A 16,789-nucleotide genomic window follows, 5' to 3' on the forward strand; every position below is an offset into this window, starting at 1 on the left:
TCTTCGTGCAGCCGGTCCGGGGCCGCGGCCTGGACACGCCGGGCGAGGGCGCGGAGCCGGTGCGGGGTGTCGTGCAGTAGTACACGGATTCGGAAGCCGTCCGGATACACGCCGGCGTCCTCGTCGTCGGCGGCGACCGTGGCGGCGTCGGAGAGGGATCGCAGCAGAACGTGGAGTTCCGAAGGCCGCGCGTCGGTGAGGAGGGCGCCGCGGCGTTGTACGGGGACGCAGTGGCAGGCGTGTGGCGATGGCCACGGTGCGCAGGAAGTCCGGGGCGCGGATCGGCTCGGTGCTTGTCAACAGGGTTCTGTGCCAGCCGCGGCCGCTGGTGTCATGGAGATCTGCCGCCGCTCCGGCCGAGGCGGCGCGGACGGCCCGAATCGCTGGGTAGCCACGGAGCGGTTCGAGTGGCGTCAGCAGCGGTGTGACGCCACCCGGGGCGGGATCAGGCAGTCGGTTCGCCGGTCCTGGCGGGCTGGGGGTTGATCGCGTCGCGGAGCCTCTGCTCCTCGGCCAGGGTCAGTGAGGTGTGCAGGAGGTCACCTCCGTACGGGGCGATCCGGGGCAGCACCTTTTCCTCGGTGGCGTCGATGATCAGGGCGATCACGGCGGCGCCGCCGGGCTGAAGGCGGTGGCCGAGCTGGTTGACGAAGGCCGTGTTGTCGTCCTCGTCCTCGGACACGGCTGCCGTGACGCTGCTGGTGGCGGCGCCTATCGCAGCGCCCAGCAGCGGCTGAAGCAGGAGCAGCCCGATAAGGCCACCCCAGATCGCGCCGGAGACCGCACCGTCGACCACCGGGTTGTCCGAGGAGTGAATCTTGACCCTGCCCTCCTCGTTGCGGGTGACGAGAACCGCATCGGCGAGGTGCAGGGAGTGTTCGGTCTTGAGGGCGTGCAATTCGGCCAGCACCTGCTTGGCGGTGGCCTCGTCGTTGTAGGCCATGGCGATCATGTCGGTCATGGGGTGACTCCTGTCGTGTCGGGACGCACCTGCACACCGGGAACGCCGACGAACGCGATGAGGTGGTGCTCATCGGGAAGCTTTGTCCTGTCCGGGGCTCGGTGACGGCACCACTATGGACTATGTCGAACGACAAAGTCAATCGAGTGACAAAGTCGCCGTCTTGCCGGGGCAGTGGGAGGCGAAAGCGTCGGCTCGCCGAAATGAACCAGTCGTTCATCAACAGGGCGATCCCCTCTTGACCTGTGGGCTGCCGGGCCACGCCCGAGCTGCGCACCGAGTTGTTCTGGCAGGTCAGATCAGTACCAGGGGGGCGGATCGTCGGCCCTCACGGAGGCAGAACACTGTGCGGCAGAAGAGGGTGGGCCACAAGCAGCGGCCTGGCTGGCCGGCGATTGCGCCCAGTACGATCCGGCCGTCGGCCGCCTTCGGCAGTGGCAGGCCGGCAACCGTGCGGCGCAACCGCGTCGGCTCCAGCCAGCCGCGGTCCAAAGCCGCATACAGCGCACCGTGCCCGCGCCGGTTCTCAACCGCCGGCGACAGCTCGACCAGGGCCTTCACCGGCCTGTCCACGCACAACACCGCGTCCGCGAGTTCGAGCTTCCGGCGGCTGGCGCGCATCTGGGCCGACGACGGTTACCAGCCCAGCACCACCGCTGCCTGCCGGGCACCCAGCCCGACTCCTGTCGCTTCCACCGCGGCGGCCATCAACACCTGATGGTCCGGCGACAACTCCTCGGCCCCGGTGGCGTTCTGCCGGTGAGGCACCGCCCGATGCGGTCCCACCCGCTTGCGATGCGACACCTCGCGGATCACTCCGGCGGGCGCATCCGCCTCGGCCGGTGCCTCCAAATACTGCTCCAGCCCGATCACACGGCGCCTGAGCGCTTCTTCCGCGTCCGCCAGAGCCGCCCGCACCCGTTCCAGCTCGGCTTCGAGTTCCCCCCCCGCACAGCCGCGGCCCTCGGTAATCCCACGCCGCTCGGCCCCGTTCGGGGCGCCTGCCGTGTCGGCCGGCGGTCCGGTCTCCTCCAGCGGAGCGACCGAAGGACCGCCAGTCAGGTATCGGGTCGTCTAGCTTGCTCCGCCCCCAAAGTGGTGTCGGCCAGGACACGGCATCCTCGGCGCATTCCTGGTCCGAGCCGCCCGCGCGCGCTGTCGTGCAGCTCGTACGCCGCGTCGCACATCGATCTCGCCCACATCCCGACGCGCGGCGCCGCATCGGCCGGTCCGTCCCATGTCGCTGTCGGCTCCGCCGTCGGCGTGGTCCCGGTGCTCGGGCCGGTGCTGTAGGGGCCACCGGCCGTCAATCCCCGGTTGTCACCCCCCAGGGGAGGGCTTCCCGTGAGCGCAGGTGGTCCCTGAGCCACAGCTCGGTGTTGCTGACGTGCAGCAGTGCGGCGGCCTGGCTGAGCGAAGCGTCGCGGACGGACAGCGCTCGGAAGATGGCCTCGTGCTCGGCGAGTGTCCGGCCTGATGCCTGGGTGTCGACAAGACCGCGCCAGATGCGGGCGCGCAGAGTACGCCCGGAGATGCTCTCCAGGAGTGTGAGCAGCGTTTCGTTTCCCGTGGCGGAGATGACGGCACGGTGGAAGGCGGCGTCGTGCACGTTCAGCCGCTCCACGTCGTCCTGGGCTTCGCGCATGGCCTCCAGGTGGCGCTCGACCTCGGCCAGTTGCTCGTCGGAGATCCGGGTGGCGGCCAGCGCCGTCGCGACCGGTTCCAGGAGCCGCCGCGTTTCCATCAGGTCCTGCAGCGCAGCCGAATCGCCCTGCAGCAGTTCCACCGCACCGCCGAGCCCTTCCAGGAGCAGGCTTGGCTGCAGACTGGTGACATAAGTGCCGTCGCCCCGGCGGACCTCCAGAACCCGGGCGACGGCCAGCGCCTTCACGGCCTCCCGGGCGAGGTTGCGGGACAGCCCCAGCTGGGCGGCCAGCTCCGCCTCCGGAGGGAGCTTCGAGCCCGGCGGCAGTGCTCCGCTGCGGATCAGCTCACGGATCTGCGTGATGGCCCTGTCCGTCAAAGACATCGCATACCCCTTTCCGACTCGTTTGCCGCCGGGACGTCCGGTCTGATGAGTCCCCGGGCTCGCAGGTCGTCCCAGAGCGCTTGGGGGATGTGCTGTTGGCGGAGTTCCACGTTCCGAACGACCTGATCGGTGGTCCGCATTCCGAGGGTGGCGTTGACGACGGCGGGATGGCTGAACGGGAAGGCGATCGCCGCGGCGGGCAACGTCGTGCCGTGTGCCGCGCAGACCTCGGCGATCGCCCGGGCGCGGGCCACCAGGGCCGGGGAAGCCGCCTGGTAGTCGTACTTCATGCCCTCGGCGGGCCGGTCGCGGGAGAGCAGTCCCGAATTGAACACGCCCACGGCCACCACGCTCTTGCCCAGATCCTCGGCGGCGGGCAGGACGTCGTCCAGCGCCGACTGGTCGAGGAGGGTGTAGCGCCCGGCGAGCATGACCACGTCGGCGGCGGTCTCGCGTAGGAAGCGGGCGAGCATGGCCGACTGGTTCATGCCTGCGCCGATCGCGCCGATCACACCTTGGTCGCGCAACTCGGCCAGGGCGGGTATGGCCTCCTCGGCCGCCTGCTTCCAGTGGTCGTCGGGATCATGCAGGTAGACGATGTCCAGCCGGTCCAGGCCCGTGCGCTCCAGGCTGTCCTCGATGGAGCGGAGCACGCCGTCGCGGCTGAAGTCCCACTGCCGGCGCAGGTCGTCGCGGACGACGAAACCCTCGTCGTCGGTGCCCGTGGGCTGCTCGTTGCGGACGAGCAGCCGACCGACCTTGGAGGAGAGCACGTACTCCTCACGCGGCCGGTCACGCAGCGCCGCGCCCAGGCGCCGCTCGGACAGACCGAGGCCGTAATGGGGTGCCGTGTCGAAATACCGGATGCCCGCTTGCCAGGCGGTCTCGACCGCGGTCCGCGCGTCGTGCGCCGGGGTGACCTTGTAGAGGTTGCCGATGACGGAGGCCCCGAACCCGAGTTCGGTGAGTTCGACAGCGGTACTCCCGATCCTCCGGCGCCCCATGCTGTGCTGAGTCAACTGTTCTCCCTGAGAGGCTGTGTCAACTGTTCTCCCGGAGGAGCCGGGACGGCGTGAGCGCTCATGAACCCGTCACCTTCTGACGGCGGCCGAACCGCCCTCCATGAGCGCCTCGACCTCGGCGAGTGAGGCCATGGACACGTCGCCGGGGGTGGTCATGGTGAGGGCGCCGTGCGCTGTCCCGTAGGCCAGGGCGCGGCTCACTCCGGCGACGTCGAGGTTCGCCGCGGGCCCGGTGCCGCACACCGGTCCCCCCTCTTCACCGCCGGCGGTCAGCAGCCCGTAGATCAGGCCTGCCGCGAAGCCATCACCCGACCCGATGCGGTCCAGGACGTGCAAGCCGGGCATCTGCGGGCCGTGGACGAACCCGGTAGGGGCCGACCAGGCGGCCGACGTCCAGTCGTTGACCCCGGCGGAGGGTACTTCCCGCAGAGTCGTCGCCAACACCTTCGCCCCGGGCAGGAGGGCGGCGACGGAGGCAAGTGCGTCGGGCACGCCGTCGGCACCGACCCGCACCGCTCCCGGGTACGGTCCGGCCAGGCCGAGGGCGCCCACGACGACGTCGGCGCGCCGGGCGAGGTGCAGGTCGACCTCGCGGGCCCGGTCGGCGCCGCCGCGGCCGCCCCAGAGACTGGGACGGTAGTTGGGGTCGTAGGAAACCGTCACACCGTGCCGCCGCGCCGCCGCCATGGCCTCGTCGGCGACATCCACGGTGGTGTCGGACAGACCCGCGAAGATGCCGCCGGTGTGGAACCAGCGCACCCCGGCAGAGAACACCGAATCCCAGTCGACGTCCCCTTTGCGTAGCTGGGAGACGGCGGTGTGCGCGCGGTCGCTGACGCCGAGGGCGCCGCGGATGCCGTAGCCGCGCTCGACGAAGTTGAGGCCGTTGCGGGCGGTGCGGCCGATGCCGTCGTCGGGCACCCAGCGGATGAGCGAGGTGTCGACGCCGCCCTGGAGGATCAGGTCCTCGACGAGTCGGCCGACCGCGTTGTCGGCGAGGGCGGTGACGACGGCCGTACGCAGCCCGAAGCAGCGCCGCAGTCCCCGTACGACGTTGTACTCGCCGCCGCCCTCCCACACCTGGAAGGTGCGGGTGGTGCGGATCCTGCCCTCGCCCGGGTCGAAGCGGAGCATCACCTCGCCCAGGGCCAGCACGTCGGTCACGGCGCACTCCCGTGGACTGCCTTGGCGGTCAGCCGACGGATCTCCCCGTACTCGCCCCGCTCCAGATGGGCGGTGGTCGCCATCCAGCTGCCGCCGACGGCGAGGACAGCCGTCTGGGCGAGGTAGGCGGGCAGGCGTGAGGCGTCGATACCGCCGGTCGGCACGAACCGTGCCCTGGGGAAGGGGGCCGCGAGAGCGCGCAGAACCGGGATGCCGCCGAGCGGTTCGGCGGGGAACAGCTTGACGGTGTCCAGGCCCGCCTTCAGGGCGCGCATCAGTTCGGTGGCGGTGGCGATGCCGGGCACCACGGGCACGTTCAGCTCGCGGCACGTGGCGACGACGTCCTCGTCGTAGCCCGGGGAAACGACGAAACGGGCTCCGGCTGCGACGGCCCGCTCTGCCTGCTCGGCGGTGAGGACCGTGCCGGCGCCGACGGCCAGTGCGCCGTGAGCCGCCATGGTCTTGAGTACCTGTTCGGCGTCGGGGGTGCGGAAGGTGACTTCGGCGCACCGAGCGCCGCCCTCGGCGAGCGCTTCGGCCAGTGGGCCGGCCGTGCCGGGGGCGGGCACGGTCAGCACCGGCATGATGCGGGCGCCGTCGAGCACGCCCGCGAGGTCGGTGTCGGTCATCGGCCGAGCCATCCGCCGTCGACGGGCAGGGTGGTGCCGTGGATGTAGGCGGCGGCGTCGGAGGCGAGGAAGACGGTGGCGCCGGCCAGGTCGTCGGCGCTGCCCCAGCGCCCGGCGGGGATACGGTCCAGGATCGCCCTGCTGCGGACGGGGTCGTCCTGGAGGGCCTGGGTGTTGTCGGTGGCGATGTAGCCGGGGGCGATGGCGTTGACGTTGACGCCGTGCGGCGCCCACTCGTTGGCCAGCGCCTTGGTCAGACCGGCGATGCCGTGCTTGGCGGCGGTGTAGCCGGGGACGGTGATGCCGCCCTGGTAGCTGAGCAGCGAGGCGGTGAAGATGACCTTGCCGTGGCCGCGGGCGACCATGCCGGCGCCGACGGCCCGGGTCAGCGCGAACTGCGCGTTGAGGTTGACCTGGAGCACCAACTCCCAGTCGGCGTCGCTGTGTTCGGCGGCCGGGGCGCGGCGGATGGTGCCCGCGTTGTTGACGAGGATGTCCACGGGGCGTTCGCGTCCGGCGAGGTCGGCGCCGAGGGCGCGGACGGCGTCGGGGTCGGCGAAGTCGGTGCGGACGGCTTCGAAGGTGCGGCCCAGGGCGGTGACGTCCTTCTCGACGTCGCTGCCGGACTCCTCCAGGTTGGCGCTCACTCCGATGATGTCGGCTCCGGCTTCGGCGAGGGCTCGGGCCATGGCCCGGCCGATACCGCGCCGGGCTCCGGTGACGACGGCGAGTTTCCCGGTGAGGTCGAAGGCGCTCATACGGCGGCTCCCTGGGCGTCGTCGGTGCAGTCCACCAGGATCTTCATCACGTCGCCGCCGCCCTCCAGCGCCTCGAACGCCGCAGGCGCCTGGGTGAGCGGCACGACCTTGCTGATCAGACGCCCGGCCGGAACCGTGCCGTCGGCGACCAGCGCCACCGCCTTCTCGAAGTCGGCGCGGTCGTACAACCGGGCGCCGACGAGGGTGAGTTCGCGCCAGAAGAAGCGGTGCAGGTTGACCTCGCGGGGCCGGGGGTGGATGGCGACCAGGCACAACCGGCCGCGCACGCCGAGAACCTCGACGGCGGTGTCCACTCCGCCTTGGGCACCGGAGACTTCGAAGGCAACGTCCGCACCGGCGTCGCCGGTCCACTGACGGACCAGTTCGGGCAGGTCGTCGGCGGCCGGGTCCCAGGTGGTCAGCCCCAACTCCTCGGCGAGCAGCCGCCGGTGGGCGCTGAGCTCGACCACCCGGACATCTGCTCCGGCGGCCCGGGCGACCAGGGCGATGAGGATGCCGACGGGGCCGCCGCCGACCACAACGGCCTTCTCGCCCTCGGCGACATGGGCCCGGCCGACATCGTGCACCGCGACCGCGGTCGGCTCCACGAGCGCGGCGTGGTCCAGGGGCAGGGAGTCGGGCAGCCGTACAAGGGTCGTTGCGGGTACGGTCCAGCGCTGCTGCATGGCGCCGGGAGAGTCGATGCCGATGAAGTCGAGGTGCTGGCAGACGTGCTGGTGACCGGCCCGGCAGGCCGGGCAGGTGTCGTCCCAGCGCAGCGGCATCACGGTCACCGCGTCCCCGACCTGCCAGCCTTCCACGTCGGGGCCGACCCCGACGACCCGGCCGGACATCTCGTGCCCCAGGACGGCTGGCGTGGCGACGCGGGCGTCCATGTCGCCGTGGAAAATGTGCAGATCGGTGCCGCAGATACCGACGTAGGCGGGAGCGAGTACCACCTCTCCGGGGCCCGGCTCCACGGTCGATGCGGGAGCGGTGTCCAGGGTGCGGGCAGCCTTGTAGCGGACGGCGAGTGTCATCGTGTCGTCAGGGTCCCTTCAGCGCGGACGCCGATGGTCAGCAGCAGGTTGGCGTAGGTACGGGTGTCGGCGGTGACGACGGCGAGAGCCAGGTCGGGGGAGCGGGCGGCGTCGTAGAACGCGAACCGGTCGAGGGCCTCCACCGGGGCGGGCGCCAGACGCGCGCGATACTCGGCGATGGCCGGCGGTTCCGGTTCGCCCTCGGGCGGCACCATCACTTGGGCCGACTCCACGGGCAGCGCGGTCAGCAGGACGTCGAGGACGGTGGTGACGTCCAGCAGTCCGGGGGCCAGGTTCAGGTGCACGGTCCGGGCGCGGTCTCCGGTGGCGGTGCTCGCAGGGTAGTGGCCGTCGGCCAACAGCACACGGCCGCCGTGGCCGGCGCCGGCCAGCGCTTCGAGAATGCCCGGGTGCAGCAGATCGGTCAGGAGCACGAAGTGCCCTCCTTCCTTCGAAGTGGGTTGAGGCGGTAGAACGTGCTGGCGGTACCGGCGAGGACTGCCTCGACATCGGTCGCGGAGCAGCCGGCCAGAAGCTCCTCCACGGCGGCGGCCCACCGGTTCCAGCCGCCCGCGAGGACGCAGACCGGCCAGTCCGAGCCGAACATCAGCCGGTCGGGGCCGAAGGCCGCCAGCAGCACCTCCCACACCGGCCGGATGTCTTCGACGGTCCACTTCTCGTGGTCGGCCTCGGTGACCAGGCCCGACACCTTGCACCGGACGTGGGGATGCGCGGCCAGTCGCCGCACGCCGCGCTCCCAGTCCTTCAGATTGCGTCGGGCGATGGGCGGCTTGCCTGCGTGGTCGAGCACCAGGGGCAGCTCCGGGAGGCGTTCAGCCAGGCGGATCGCCTGGTCGAACTGGTGATCACGGATGAGGATGTCGTACGCCAGCCCGCGCTCCCGCACCGCATGCAACGACCGCTCCACGGACGGCTGTTGCAGCCAGTGGGGGTCGGACTCGCCCTGGACGAGGTGGCGTACGGCCCGCAGATACCCGCCACCGGGGCCGGCCCGCAGCTGGTCGAGGACGTCGCCGACGGCCGGTGCGGTCAGGTCGACCCAGCCGACGACCGCGCCGACCAGGGGGTCCCGGTCGGCCAGCGCGAGCAGCTCGCGGGTCTCCGACACGGACGTGACGCACTGGACGACGACGGTGCTCCGCAGCCGCCGCCCGGCGATCGGCCGGGTCGCGGCCGATCGCAGGTCGTCCGTGCCGAAGGTCCGGTGGATCGGCGCGTGGCCCGGCTCGCTCAGCCAGGGCTGGGGACGGCGGTCGAGGTCCCACACGTGGTGGTGGGCGTCGACCAGCCCGGGCACATCAGACACGGGCCGACCAGACCGGGCCGTCGGGGTAGGTGTACTCCTTGAGGGAGGCGGGGTGCATCTGTGCGCCGAGCCCCGGCAGTGTCGGCGCCAGGTAGTGGCCGTCGGCGATGCGTACCGGGTCGACGAAGTGCTCGTGCAGGTGGTCGACGTACTCGATGACGCGGTCCTCGGTGGTGCCGGAGACGGCGACGTAGTCGAACATCGACAGGTGCTGGACCATCTCGCACAGGCCGACCCCGCCGGCGTGCGGGCAGACCGGGGCGCCGAACTTCGCGGCGAGCAGCAGGATCGCGAGGTTCTCGTTGACCCCGCCGACCCGCGCGGAGTCGATCTGCACGATGTCCACCGCCTCCGCCTGGAGGAGCTGCTTGAACACGACCCGGTTGGCGACGTGTTCACCGGTGGCGACCTTGATGGGGGTGAGCGCCTTGCGGACGGCGGCGTGGCCGAGGATGTCGTCGGGGGAGGTGGGCTCCTCGATCCAGTACGGGTCGTAGGGGGCCAACTCGCGCATCCAGTCGATGGCGGGCTGGACGTCCCATCTCTGGTTGGCGTCGACGGCGATGCGGATGTCCGGGCCGACGGTCTCGCGGGCGGTGCGCATGCGGCGTACGTCGTCCTGGAGGTCCGCGCCGACCTTCAGCTTGATCTGGGTGAAGCCGTCGGCGACGGCTTCGCGCGCCAGGCGGGACAGCTTCTCGTCGGAGTAGCCGAGCCAGCCCGGGGTGGTGGTGTAGGCGGGGTAACCCCGCTCCAGCAGGTGGGCGATCCGCTCCTCGCGGCCCGGCTCGGCGCGGCGCAGGATCTCCAGTGCCTCCTCGGGGGTGAGGGCGTCGGACAGCCAGCGGAAGTCGACCTGCGCGACCAGCTCCTCGGGCGTCATCTCGGCGAGGAAGCGCCAGACGGGCTTCCCGGCCCGCTTGGCGGCGAGGTCCCAGGCGGCGTTGACGACGGCGCCGGTCGCCATGTGGATGGCGCCCTTCTCCGGGCCGAGCCAGCGCAGTTGGGGGTCGTGGACGAGGGAGCGGGAGAAGGCCCCGAGATCGCCGCAGACCTCCTCGACGGACAGGCCGACCACATGGGGGGCGAGGGCTGCGATGGCGGCGGCCTGGACATCGTTGCCGCGGCCGGTGGTGAAAGCCAGGGCGTGCCCCTCCAGCCCGTCACCGGCGTCGGTGCGCAGGACCACATAGGCGGCGGAGTAGTCGGGCTCGGGGTTCATCGCGTCCGAGCCGTCGAGGTGTTCGGAGGTGGGGAACCGCACGTCCAGGACGTCCAGGGCGGTGATGCGGGCGGATGAGGGCACGGTGGAGGACATGGGCGGCAACTCCTGTGAGGAACAAGGGGACATCGGTCCCTTTGCGACGAGACGTGAACGCGGCGGGGGTCGGGCGGCCGGCGACGGCCGCCCGGGTCATTCCTGGACCTTGCCGCCGGTGATGCGGGAGATGGCGAGGGCGACCAGGATGATCAGGCCGTTGAGGGCGCCGATCCACTGGGCGGGGACCCCCGCGAGGGTGAGCACGTTCTGGATCATGAAGAGCAGGAGGATGCCGCAGAACGCGCCGAACATCGTGCCCTTGCCGCCGTTGAGGCTGATTCCGCCGATGACGGCGGCGGCGAAGACGGTGAAGATGTAGCCGTTGCCCTGGGCCGAGGCCACCGAGGCGAGGCGTCCGGAGAGCAGCAGTCCGGCGAGGGCGGCGAGGAGGCTGCCGGCGACGATGACGATCCACAGCACCCGGTCGGTGCGGATGCCGGCCGCCTTCGCCGCGTCGACGTTGCCGCCGATGGCGTACAGCGAACGGCCGAAGCTGGTCCAGCCGAGGACGACGATGGCGACGGCGAACAGGGTGAGGCAGAGCCAGATGGAGGCGGGGATCCCGAACCACTGGGCGGTGCCGAGGTAGAGCATCGACTCGGGCAGCTGGAAGAACGTCTGGCCGCCGGAGATGCCGGTGAGGACACCGCGCAGGACGATCAGCATGCCGAGGGTGACGATGAAGCCGTTGAGGCCGAAGCGGATGATCAGCAGGGCGTTGATCACGCCGACGAGCACGCCCACGGCGAGGGTGACCGGGATCGACCAGGCGCCGGGCAGGAGCCCGAGGCCGTGTCCGGCGCCCGTGGGGACCACCAGCCAGGCCGCGACGCCGGGCGCCAGGCCCATCGTGGACTCCAGCGACAGGTCCATCTTCTTGACGATCAGGACCATCGTCTGCGCCAGGACCAGCAGGGCGATCTCCGACATGGTCTGCAGGACGTTGACGAGGTTGTCCGCCTGCAGGAAGACCGGGTTGACGATCTGGCCCACGATCGCGATGACGACGATGGCGGGGACCAGGGCGAGGTCCCGCATCCGGGCCAGCGGGATCCGGCCGCCGAACAGGGCCGTCCGCTTGGGCTTGGGTTCCACGGCCTGGGCGGCTGTGTCCGCGAGGACGGTTTCAGGCATTGAGGTCCACTCCTTCCATCGCGGCCACGAGTTCGTGGTCGTGCCAGCCGCGGGCTATCTCTGAGGTCACACGGCCCTGGAACATCACCAGGACCCGGTCGCACATGCGCAGATCGTCGAGTTCGTCGGAGGCGATGAGCACTCCGGTGCCGGTTTCCGCGGTCTCCTCGACCTTGCCGAGGAGGAACTCCTTGGAGCGCACGTCCACGCCCGCGGTCGGGTTGATCAGCACCAGCAGGCGCGGGTCGTCGGCGAGGGCGCGGGCCATGACGACCTTCTGCTGGTTGCCGCCCGAGAGCGCGGAGACGGGCAGCTCGGGTCCCGGGGTCTTGATCGCCAGCTTCTCGATCATGTTGCCGGCCAGCCGGTCCCGTCGGTCACGGCTGAGGAAGCCGTTGTCGCCGAGCCGGTGGGGAACGGACAGGGTGGCGTTGTCCGCGATCGACATGTCCGGTACGAAGCCCTGGTGGTGCCGGTCCTGGGGGACGAATCCGGCGCCGGCGGAGAGGGCGGCGGGCACGCTGCCCGGCCGGGGCCGCTTCCCGGCGATCTCCACCTCGCCCGCCGCCGCGGCCCTCAGGCCGACGACGGTCTCGGCGACCTCGGTGCGTCCGCTGCCGGCGGCGCCCGCGAGCCCGACGATCTCGCCGGCCCCGACCTGGAAGGTGACGTCGCCGTAAGAGCCGTCCGCACTGCCCAGTGCCTGCACGGACAGCGCAGGCGTGGCGGTGCGGTCGAGGGTGCTGGCCCGGTGCTCGTGACGGTCTGCGGCCGCCTCGCCGGTCATGGCGGCGACCAGGTCGGTGCGCGGGAGTTCCGCGACCGGCGCCGTCACGATGTGCCGGGCGTCGCGGAAGACCGTCACCATGTCGCAGATCTCGTAGATCTCCTGGAGGTGGTGGCTGATGAAGAGGAAGGTGACGCCCTGGCGTTGCAGATCGCGGATGCGGCCGAAGAGCCGGCTGATGGCGGCCCCGTCGAGTTGCGCGGTCGGCTCGTCGAGGATGATGAACCGCGCCCCGAAGGACAACGCGCGGGCGATCTCCACGAACTGGCGCTGCTCAACGTCGAGTTCACCGGCCGGAGTCTGCGGGTCCACGTCCACCGACCACGTCGACAGCAGTTCCTGCGCCCGCCGACGCACCCCCTGCCACCTGATGAGCCCGCTGCGGCCATGGTCGTGCCGGTTCAGGAAAAGGTTCTCGGCGACCGTCAGGGTGGGAATGATGGTCGACTTCTGATAGACGCAGGCCACGTGGCGCCGCCAGGCGTCCCGGTCGGTCAGGCGCGGGGCGGGCTCACCGCCGAAGGTCACCGTTCCCTCGTCCGGGGCCTGGAGGCCGGTGAGGACCGACACCAGGGTCGACTTCCCGGCTCCGTTGCGGCCGACGAGCGCGTGGGTCTCGCCGGGCCGGATGGTGATCCGGGCGCCGTCGAGGGCCACCGTCGGACCGAATCGTTTGACTATGCCCGCCGCCTCGACGACGGGCGGGCCCGCCGGGGCCCGTCCGTCGTCCGCCGGGGCGGGCGCGGGGGTGACTGCTCGCTCCCCGTCGCTCATCACAACCGCCTTGTACTCGTTGTCCGTTGGGTGCCTGGCAGGGAAGGTCAGCCGAGGTTGTTGCCCCACAGGGACGTGTCGTCGCTCTTCACACTGGGCACGCCGCCGTACGTGCCGCCGTCGGAGGTGACGAGCGGGGCGGAGAGCTGGTCCTCCAGCAGTCCGTCGCGGACCTTGATGATGGTGCTGTCGTGGTCGGTCTTCCCGGGCTTGAACGTCTTTCCGTCGATCGCGGCCTTGAGGTAGTACAGGGCGTACTTGGCGTAGAGGTCGGCCGGCTGCGAGACGGTGGCGTCGATCTTCCCCTCGGCTATCGACTTCAGCTCCTCGGGGATGCCGTCGTTGGAGACGACGAACACGTGCTTCTTGTTCTTCGGGTCGACGAGCAGGCCCTTCTGCTTGAGGACCTGGAGGGTGCCGGACAGGGCGAAGCTGGACTGCATGTAGACGCCCTTGATGTCCGGGTGCTGCGTCAGACGCGTCTGGAGCTTCTGCGCGGCGACCGCGCCGTCCCAGTTGGTGGCCTCACCGAACACGGTGACATCCGGGTAGTTCTTCTTCATGCATTCGTTGAACGCCTCGGTGCGGTCACGGCCGTTGATGGAGTCCAGACCGCCCTGCAGCATGACGACCTTGCCCTTGCCGCCGAGCTTCGTGCCGAGGTACTGACACGCCTTCTCGCCGTAGGCGCGGTTGTCGGCGCGTACCACCATGAACACATTGCCGGTGTCGGGGCGGGTGTCGACGGTGACGACGGGGATCTTCTTCGCCTCGAGCTGCGCCAGCGTCGGCGCGATGGCGGCGGTGTCCTGCGGGGCCATCGCGAGGCCCTTGACGCCCTGGCTGATGAAAGTCTGGGCGTTGGCGGTGAGCTTGGCGACGTCGTTCTGCGAGTTGGTGGTCTTGAGGGAGAGGCCCAGCTCCTTGGCGGCCTCCGGCGTGTACTTGATGTACGAGTTCCAGAAGTCGGTGTCGGAACGCGGGTAGTCGACGCCGACCAGCGGCGCGCCGCCCGACGACGAGGCGGTGGTCGAGTCACCGCCGCCGCACGCGCTGAGCAGCGCCAGTGCGGACACAGTGGCGACGGCGGAACAAAGAGCGGTTCTGAGTCTCATCGGTACTTCCTCGCGCTGGTCCCGAAGCGGGGGATATTTCGGAGATGCAACAACCGTGTGTCGCTCCCCGGAGAGATGGGATGTTTATAGGTGCATCCAGGTGGCGCTGTCTAGGGGTGGCTGGAGTCTTTCCTGAACAGATGCGGCGAGATGATCTAAGGTGCCCACCGAGGAGCCTCTTCGATGATCAATACATCCCATCAAAGATGCGCATCCGTAATGCGCTTGCCTCTTGTGCTCGCGCCGCCTGGGTGTTTGCCCTCCCAGGTGGCGCCCCTGGCCGCAGGGTCACAGGGGCGCTCACGGGTGTGGACGGCTCCTGCGGTCGACGTCCGTGCCGGTCGAGTTCGGGCGGCAGGACTCTGGTCTCCCTGGCGGGAGCGGGTACGCCCACCGGGGGCTCCTGGCTCGCTGCAAGCGCTTACGGGGCCGCCCCGCCCCCGTAAGACATGGCATGTCTACGGCAGGCAAACAGCCACATAGCGGGAAAAACATCCCATGTTGCACCGCTCGTGAGCACTTTCATCCACTCACCTGTTGACACAGGGCAGATATGTCGTCGACCTTCATGCGTAACATTCGGCGCCTTGGAGCCCACACGGAGGGCCGCCCCCGAAAGTCCGGAGCCCGCACGCCCTCGGGCTGCCGCTCCCAGCCGTCTCACGCCGAACCCTCAGAGCCACCCCTACCAGGGAGTACGCCCATGTCGTCAGGAAGACTGTCCCGCCGCACTTTCCTGGGGGCCGCCACCGGCGCTGCCGCCGCCACTGTGCTGCCCCTCGCGCCCGCCTTCTCGGGCCTGGTGTCCCAGGCGGCAGCCGCCGACCCGCAGACCAACCTGGAGAAGCTGGCCGACATGCGGTTCGGCATGTTCAACCACTTCAGCCTGGGCACGTTCACCAACCAGGAGTGGGCCGAGCCGAACCAGAACCCCGCCCTGTTCGCCCCCACGGCCGTGGACTGTGCCCAGTGGGCGGACGCCGCCGCGGCGGCGAAGATGAGCTACGGCATCCTGACCACGAAGCACCACGACGGCTTCGCCCTGTGGCCGAGCGCCTACGGCACCCAGAACGTCGCCAACAGCTCCTACAAGCATGACGTGGTGAAGGCGTACTGCGACGCCTTCCGCGCGAAGGGGCTCAGGGTCGCGTTCTACTACTCGATATGGGACCGCACCTTCGGCGTCGAGGCGTGGGAGAGCCGGCACAGGGTGTCCGGCCTGGAGATCACGGATGCCATCCAGCCCGGCGACATGACCTTCATCCTCGGTCAGATCACCGAGTTGCTCACCAACTACGGCACCATCGACATGTTCATCACCGACGGCTACGCGTGGCAGATGGGCCAGCAGGCCGTCTCCTACCAGCGCATCCGCGAGCATGTGAAGTCGCTCCAGCCGGACATCGTCATGATCGACCACGGTGCGCTGTCGGTGCCGTGGCTCGGCGACGCGATCTACTTCGAGGAGCCGCTGGGCGTCACCGCTCCGGCCGGGAACACCTACGCCGCCACGCAGGGGCAGACGATCAGCAACGGCTGGTTCTGGCATCCGTCCACACCGACCGAGGGCCTGATGAGCAAGGACGCGATCCTGTCCCATCTTGCGGACCTGGAGCCGAAGTACACCTCGTTCATCCTCAACTGCCCACCCAACCGCAACGGCAAGCTGGACACCAACATCGTCAACCGGCTCGCCGAGGTCGGCGCGGCCTGGAGCCCCGACACCTCCCGCCCGCCCCTGCCGGCGCAGCCACTGCGCGCCGAGCACCCCGTGACACCCGTCAACGCCTACGCGACCGCGTTCCGCGCGGGTGAGGGACCGCTCCGCGTCATCGACGGACTGAGCGACAGGGGCTACGAGACCTGCTGGTCGACTTGGGGCCTGTCCCCGGCTCTGCCCCACTCGATCACGATCGACCTGGGCGGGGTGTGGAGCAACGTCTCCACTCTGGAGTACCTGCCCAAGCAGTGGGGCCGCAGCAACACCACCGACGGCGACATCACCTCGTACACCATCTCCACCAGCACCGACGGCACGAACTTCACCCAGGTCGCCACCGGCACCTGGACCGGAGACCGCGCCCCCAAGGTGGTCGAGTGGCCCGCCCGAAACGTGGGCTTCGTACGGATCCAGGCAGGCGCGGCCACCGGCGGCTACGCCAACATCGGCGGCGTCCACATCGGCGGCCGGACCGCCAAGCCGGCCCTGGTGTCCAGGGTCCTGCCGGGGGACGGCACGGTCTACCGCATCGTCAACCGCAAGAGCGGCAAGGTCGTCGACGTGTTCAACTTCGGCACCGCCAACGGCACCAACATCCAGCAGTGGCCGTGGCTGAACAACACCGCCCAGAAGTGGACCTTCGCCTCCACCGGCGACGGCTACTACGAGATCAAGAACGTCAACAGCGGCAAGCTGATGGAGGTGGCCGGACTCTCACGGGAAGACGGCGGAAACGTCTCCCTCTACGCGGACAAGAACGTGCCCCAGCAGCACTGGGCCGTCACGCCCACCGGCGACGGCTACTACTACTTCACCAACCGGTACAGCGGGCTGTCGCTGAACGTCGACTCGGGCTCGACCGCCGACGGCGCCAACGTCAACCAGCTCACCTACACCCGCGCACCCGAGCAGCAGTGGCAGATCATCGCCCTCTGACACCCCCGGCAACAGGCGGCGCCTCCACCGTTCAACCGTCGTCGGCGAAGGCGCCGCCGTCCTCGGTACGCT

General features: G+C 70.1%; 15 protein-coding genes and 1 pseudogene. 1 reads left to right on the forward strand and 15 read right to left on the reverse strand.

All coding sequences use genetic code 11. The features are described from left to right. Positions 1-445 precede the first annotated feature (445 nt). From ACZ9QC_RS37465 to ACZ9QC_RS37535, 15 genes and pseudogenes are all read right to left on the reverse strand, one after another. Positions 446-961, reverse strand: coding sequence for a DUF1269 domain-containing protein (locus ACZ9QC_RS37465; RefSeq protein WP_472917149.1), 516 nt, complete (start codon positions 959-961; stop codon positions 446-448). 402 nt (positions 962-1,363) lie between these two features. Next, positions 1,364-1,558, reverse strand: a pseudogene (locus ACZ9QC_RS37470) (transposase); the annotation flags it as partial. A 39-nt stretch (positions 1,559-1,597) separates the two neighbouring features. Further along, a complete protein-coding gene (locus ACZ9QC_RS37475; RefSeq protein ID WP_472917150.1) occupies positions 1,598-1,834 on the reverse strand; it encodes a hypothetical protein in 237 nt (78 codons plus the stop codon). 433 nt (positions 1,835-2,267) lie between these two features. Next, complete coding sequence (locus ACZ9QC_RS37480) at positions 2,268-2,990, reverse strand: FadR/GntR family transcriptional regulator (RefSeq protein ID WP_472917151.1); 723 nt, start codon at positions 2,988-2,990, stop codon at positions 2,268-2,270. Then, positions 2,981-3,994, reverse strand: a complete 1,014-nt coding sequence (locus ACZ9QC_RS37485; protein ID WP_472921917.1) for an aldo/keto reductase — start codon at positions 3,992-3,994, stop codon at positions 2,981-2,983. The genes ACZ9QC_RS37480 and ACZ9QC_RS37485 overlap by 10 nt, the downstream gene beginning before the upstream one ends. Before the next feature lie 87 nt (positions 3,995-4,081). After that, the gene (locus ACZ9QC_RS37490) at positions 4,082-5,176 is read right to left on the reverse strand and encodes a PfkB family carbohydrate kinase (protein WP_472917152.1); all 1,095 of its coding nucleotides are present in this window, start codon (positions 5,174-5,176) and stop codon (positions 4,082-4,084) included. Then, complete coding sequence (locus ACZ9QC_RS37495) at positions 5,173-5,805, reverse strand: bifunctional 4-hydroxy-2-oxoglutarate aldolase/2-dehydro-3-deoxy-phosphogluconate aldolase (protein ID WP_472917153.1); 633 nt, start codon at positions 5,803-5,805, stop codon at positions 5,173-5,175. The genes ACZ9QC_RS37490 and ACZ9QC_RS37495 overlap by 4 nt, the downstream gene beginning before the upstream one ends. Then, positions 5,802-6,563 carry an SDR family oxidoreductase gene (locus tag ACZ9QC_RS37500; protein WP_472917154.1) on the reverse strand — a complete coding sequence of 254 codons (762 nt, stop codon included), beginning with the start codon at positions 6,561-6,563 and terminating at the stop codon, positions 5,802-5,804. Before ACZ9QC_RS37500 ends, ACZ9QC_RS37495 begins: the two co-directional genes overlap by 4 nt. Continuing rightward, positions 6,560-7,603: a zinc-dependent alcohol dehydrogenase gene (locus ACZ9QC_RS37505; RefSeq protein ID WP_472917155.1), complete on the reverse strand. Its 1,044-nt coding sequence runs from the start codon at positions 7,601-7,603 to the stop codon at positions 6,560-6,562. Before ACZ9QC_RS37505 ends, ACZ9QC_RS37500 begins: the two co-directional genes overlap by 4 nt. Then, complete coding sequence (locus tag ACZ9QC_RS37510; protein WP_472917156.1) at positions 7,600-8,037, reverse strand: RbsD/FucU domain-containing protein; 438 nt, start codon at positions 8,035-8,037, stop codon at positions 7,600-7,602. Before ACZ9QC_RS37510 ends, ACZ9QC_RS37505 begins: the two co-directional genes overlap by 4 nt. Next, on the reverse strand, positions 8,028-8,930 hold the full coding sequence (locus ACZ9QC_RS37515; RefSeq protein WP_472917157.1) for an amidohydrolase family protein: 903 nt from the start codon (positions 8,928-8,930) through the stop codon (positions 8,028-8,030). The genes ACZ9QC_RS37510 and ACZ9QC_RS37515 overlap by 10 nt, the downstream gene beginning before the upstream one ends. Then, positions 8,923-10,248: an L-fuconate dehydratase gene (locus tag ACZ9QC_RS37520; protein ID WP_472917158.1), complete on the reverse strand. Its 1,326-nt coding sequence runs from the start codon at positions 10,246-10,248 to the stop codon at positions 8,923-8,925. Before ACZ9QC_RS37520 ends, ACZ9QC_RS37515 begins: the two co-directional genes overlap by 8 nt. A gap of 96 nt (positions 10,249-10,344) precedes the next feature. After that, positions 10,345-11,385 (reverse strand): ABC transporter permease, encoded by a 1,041-nt coding sequence (locus tag ACZ9QC_RS37525; RefSeq protein ID WP_472917159.1) that lies wholly within the window; start codon positions 11,383-11,385, stop codon positions 10,345-10,347. Further along, entirely contained in the window at positions 11,378-12,946 is a 1,569-nt protein-coding gene (locus ACZ9QC_RS37530) for a sugar ABC transporter ATP-binding protein (RefSeq protein WP_472917160.1), read from the reverse strand. The genes ACZ9QC_RS37525 and ACZ9QC_RS37530 overlap by 8 nt, the downstream gene beginning before the upstream one ends. 47 nt (positions 12,947-12,993) lie before the next feature. Next, a complete protein-coding gene (locus tag ACZ9QC_RS37535) occupies positions 12,994-14,061 on the reverse strand; it encodes a sugar ABC transporter substrate-binding protein (protein ID WP_472917161.1) in 1,068 nt (355 codons plus the stop codon). Positions 14,062-14,764: 703 nt separating this feature from the next. Here ACZ9QC_RS37535 and ACZ9QC_RS37540 point away from each other — a divergent pair. After that, a complete protein-coding gene (locus ACZ9QC_RS37540) occupies positions 14,765-16,717 on the forward strand; it encodes an RICIN domain-containing protein (RefSeq protein WP_472917162.1) in 1,953 nt (650 codons plus the stop codon). The last annotated feature ends 72 nt before the right edge of the window (positions 16,718-16,789 follow it).

The sequence above is a fragment of the Streptomyces sp. HUAS MS02 genome (genome assembly GCF_055702265.1).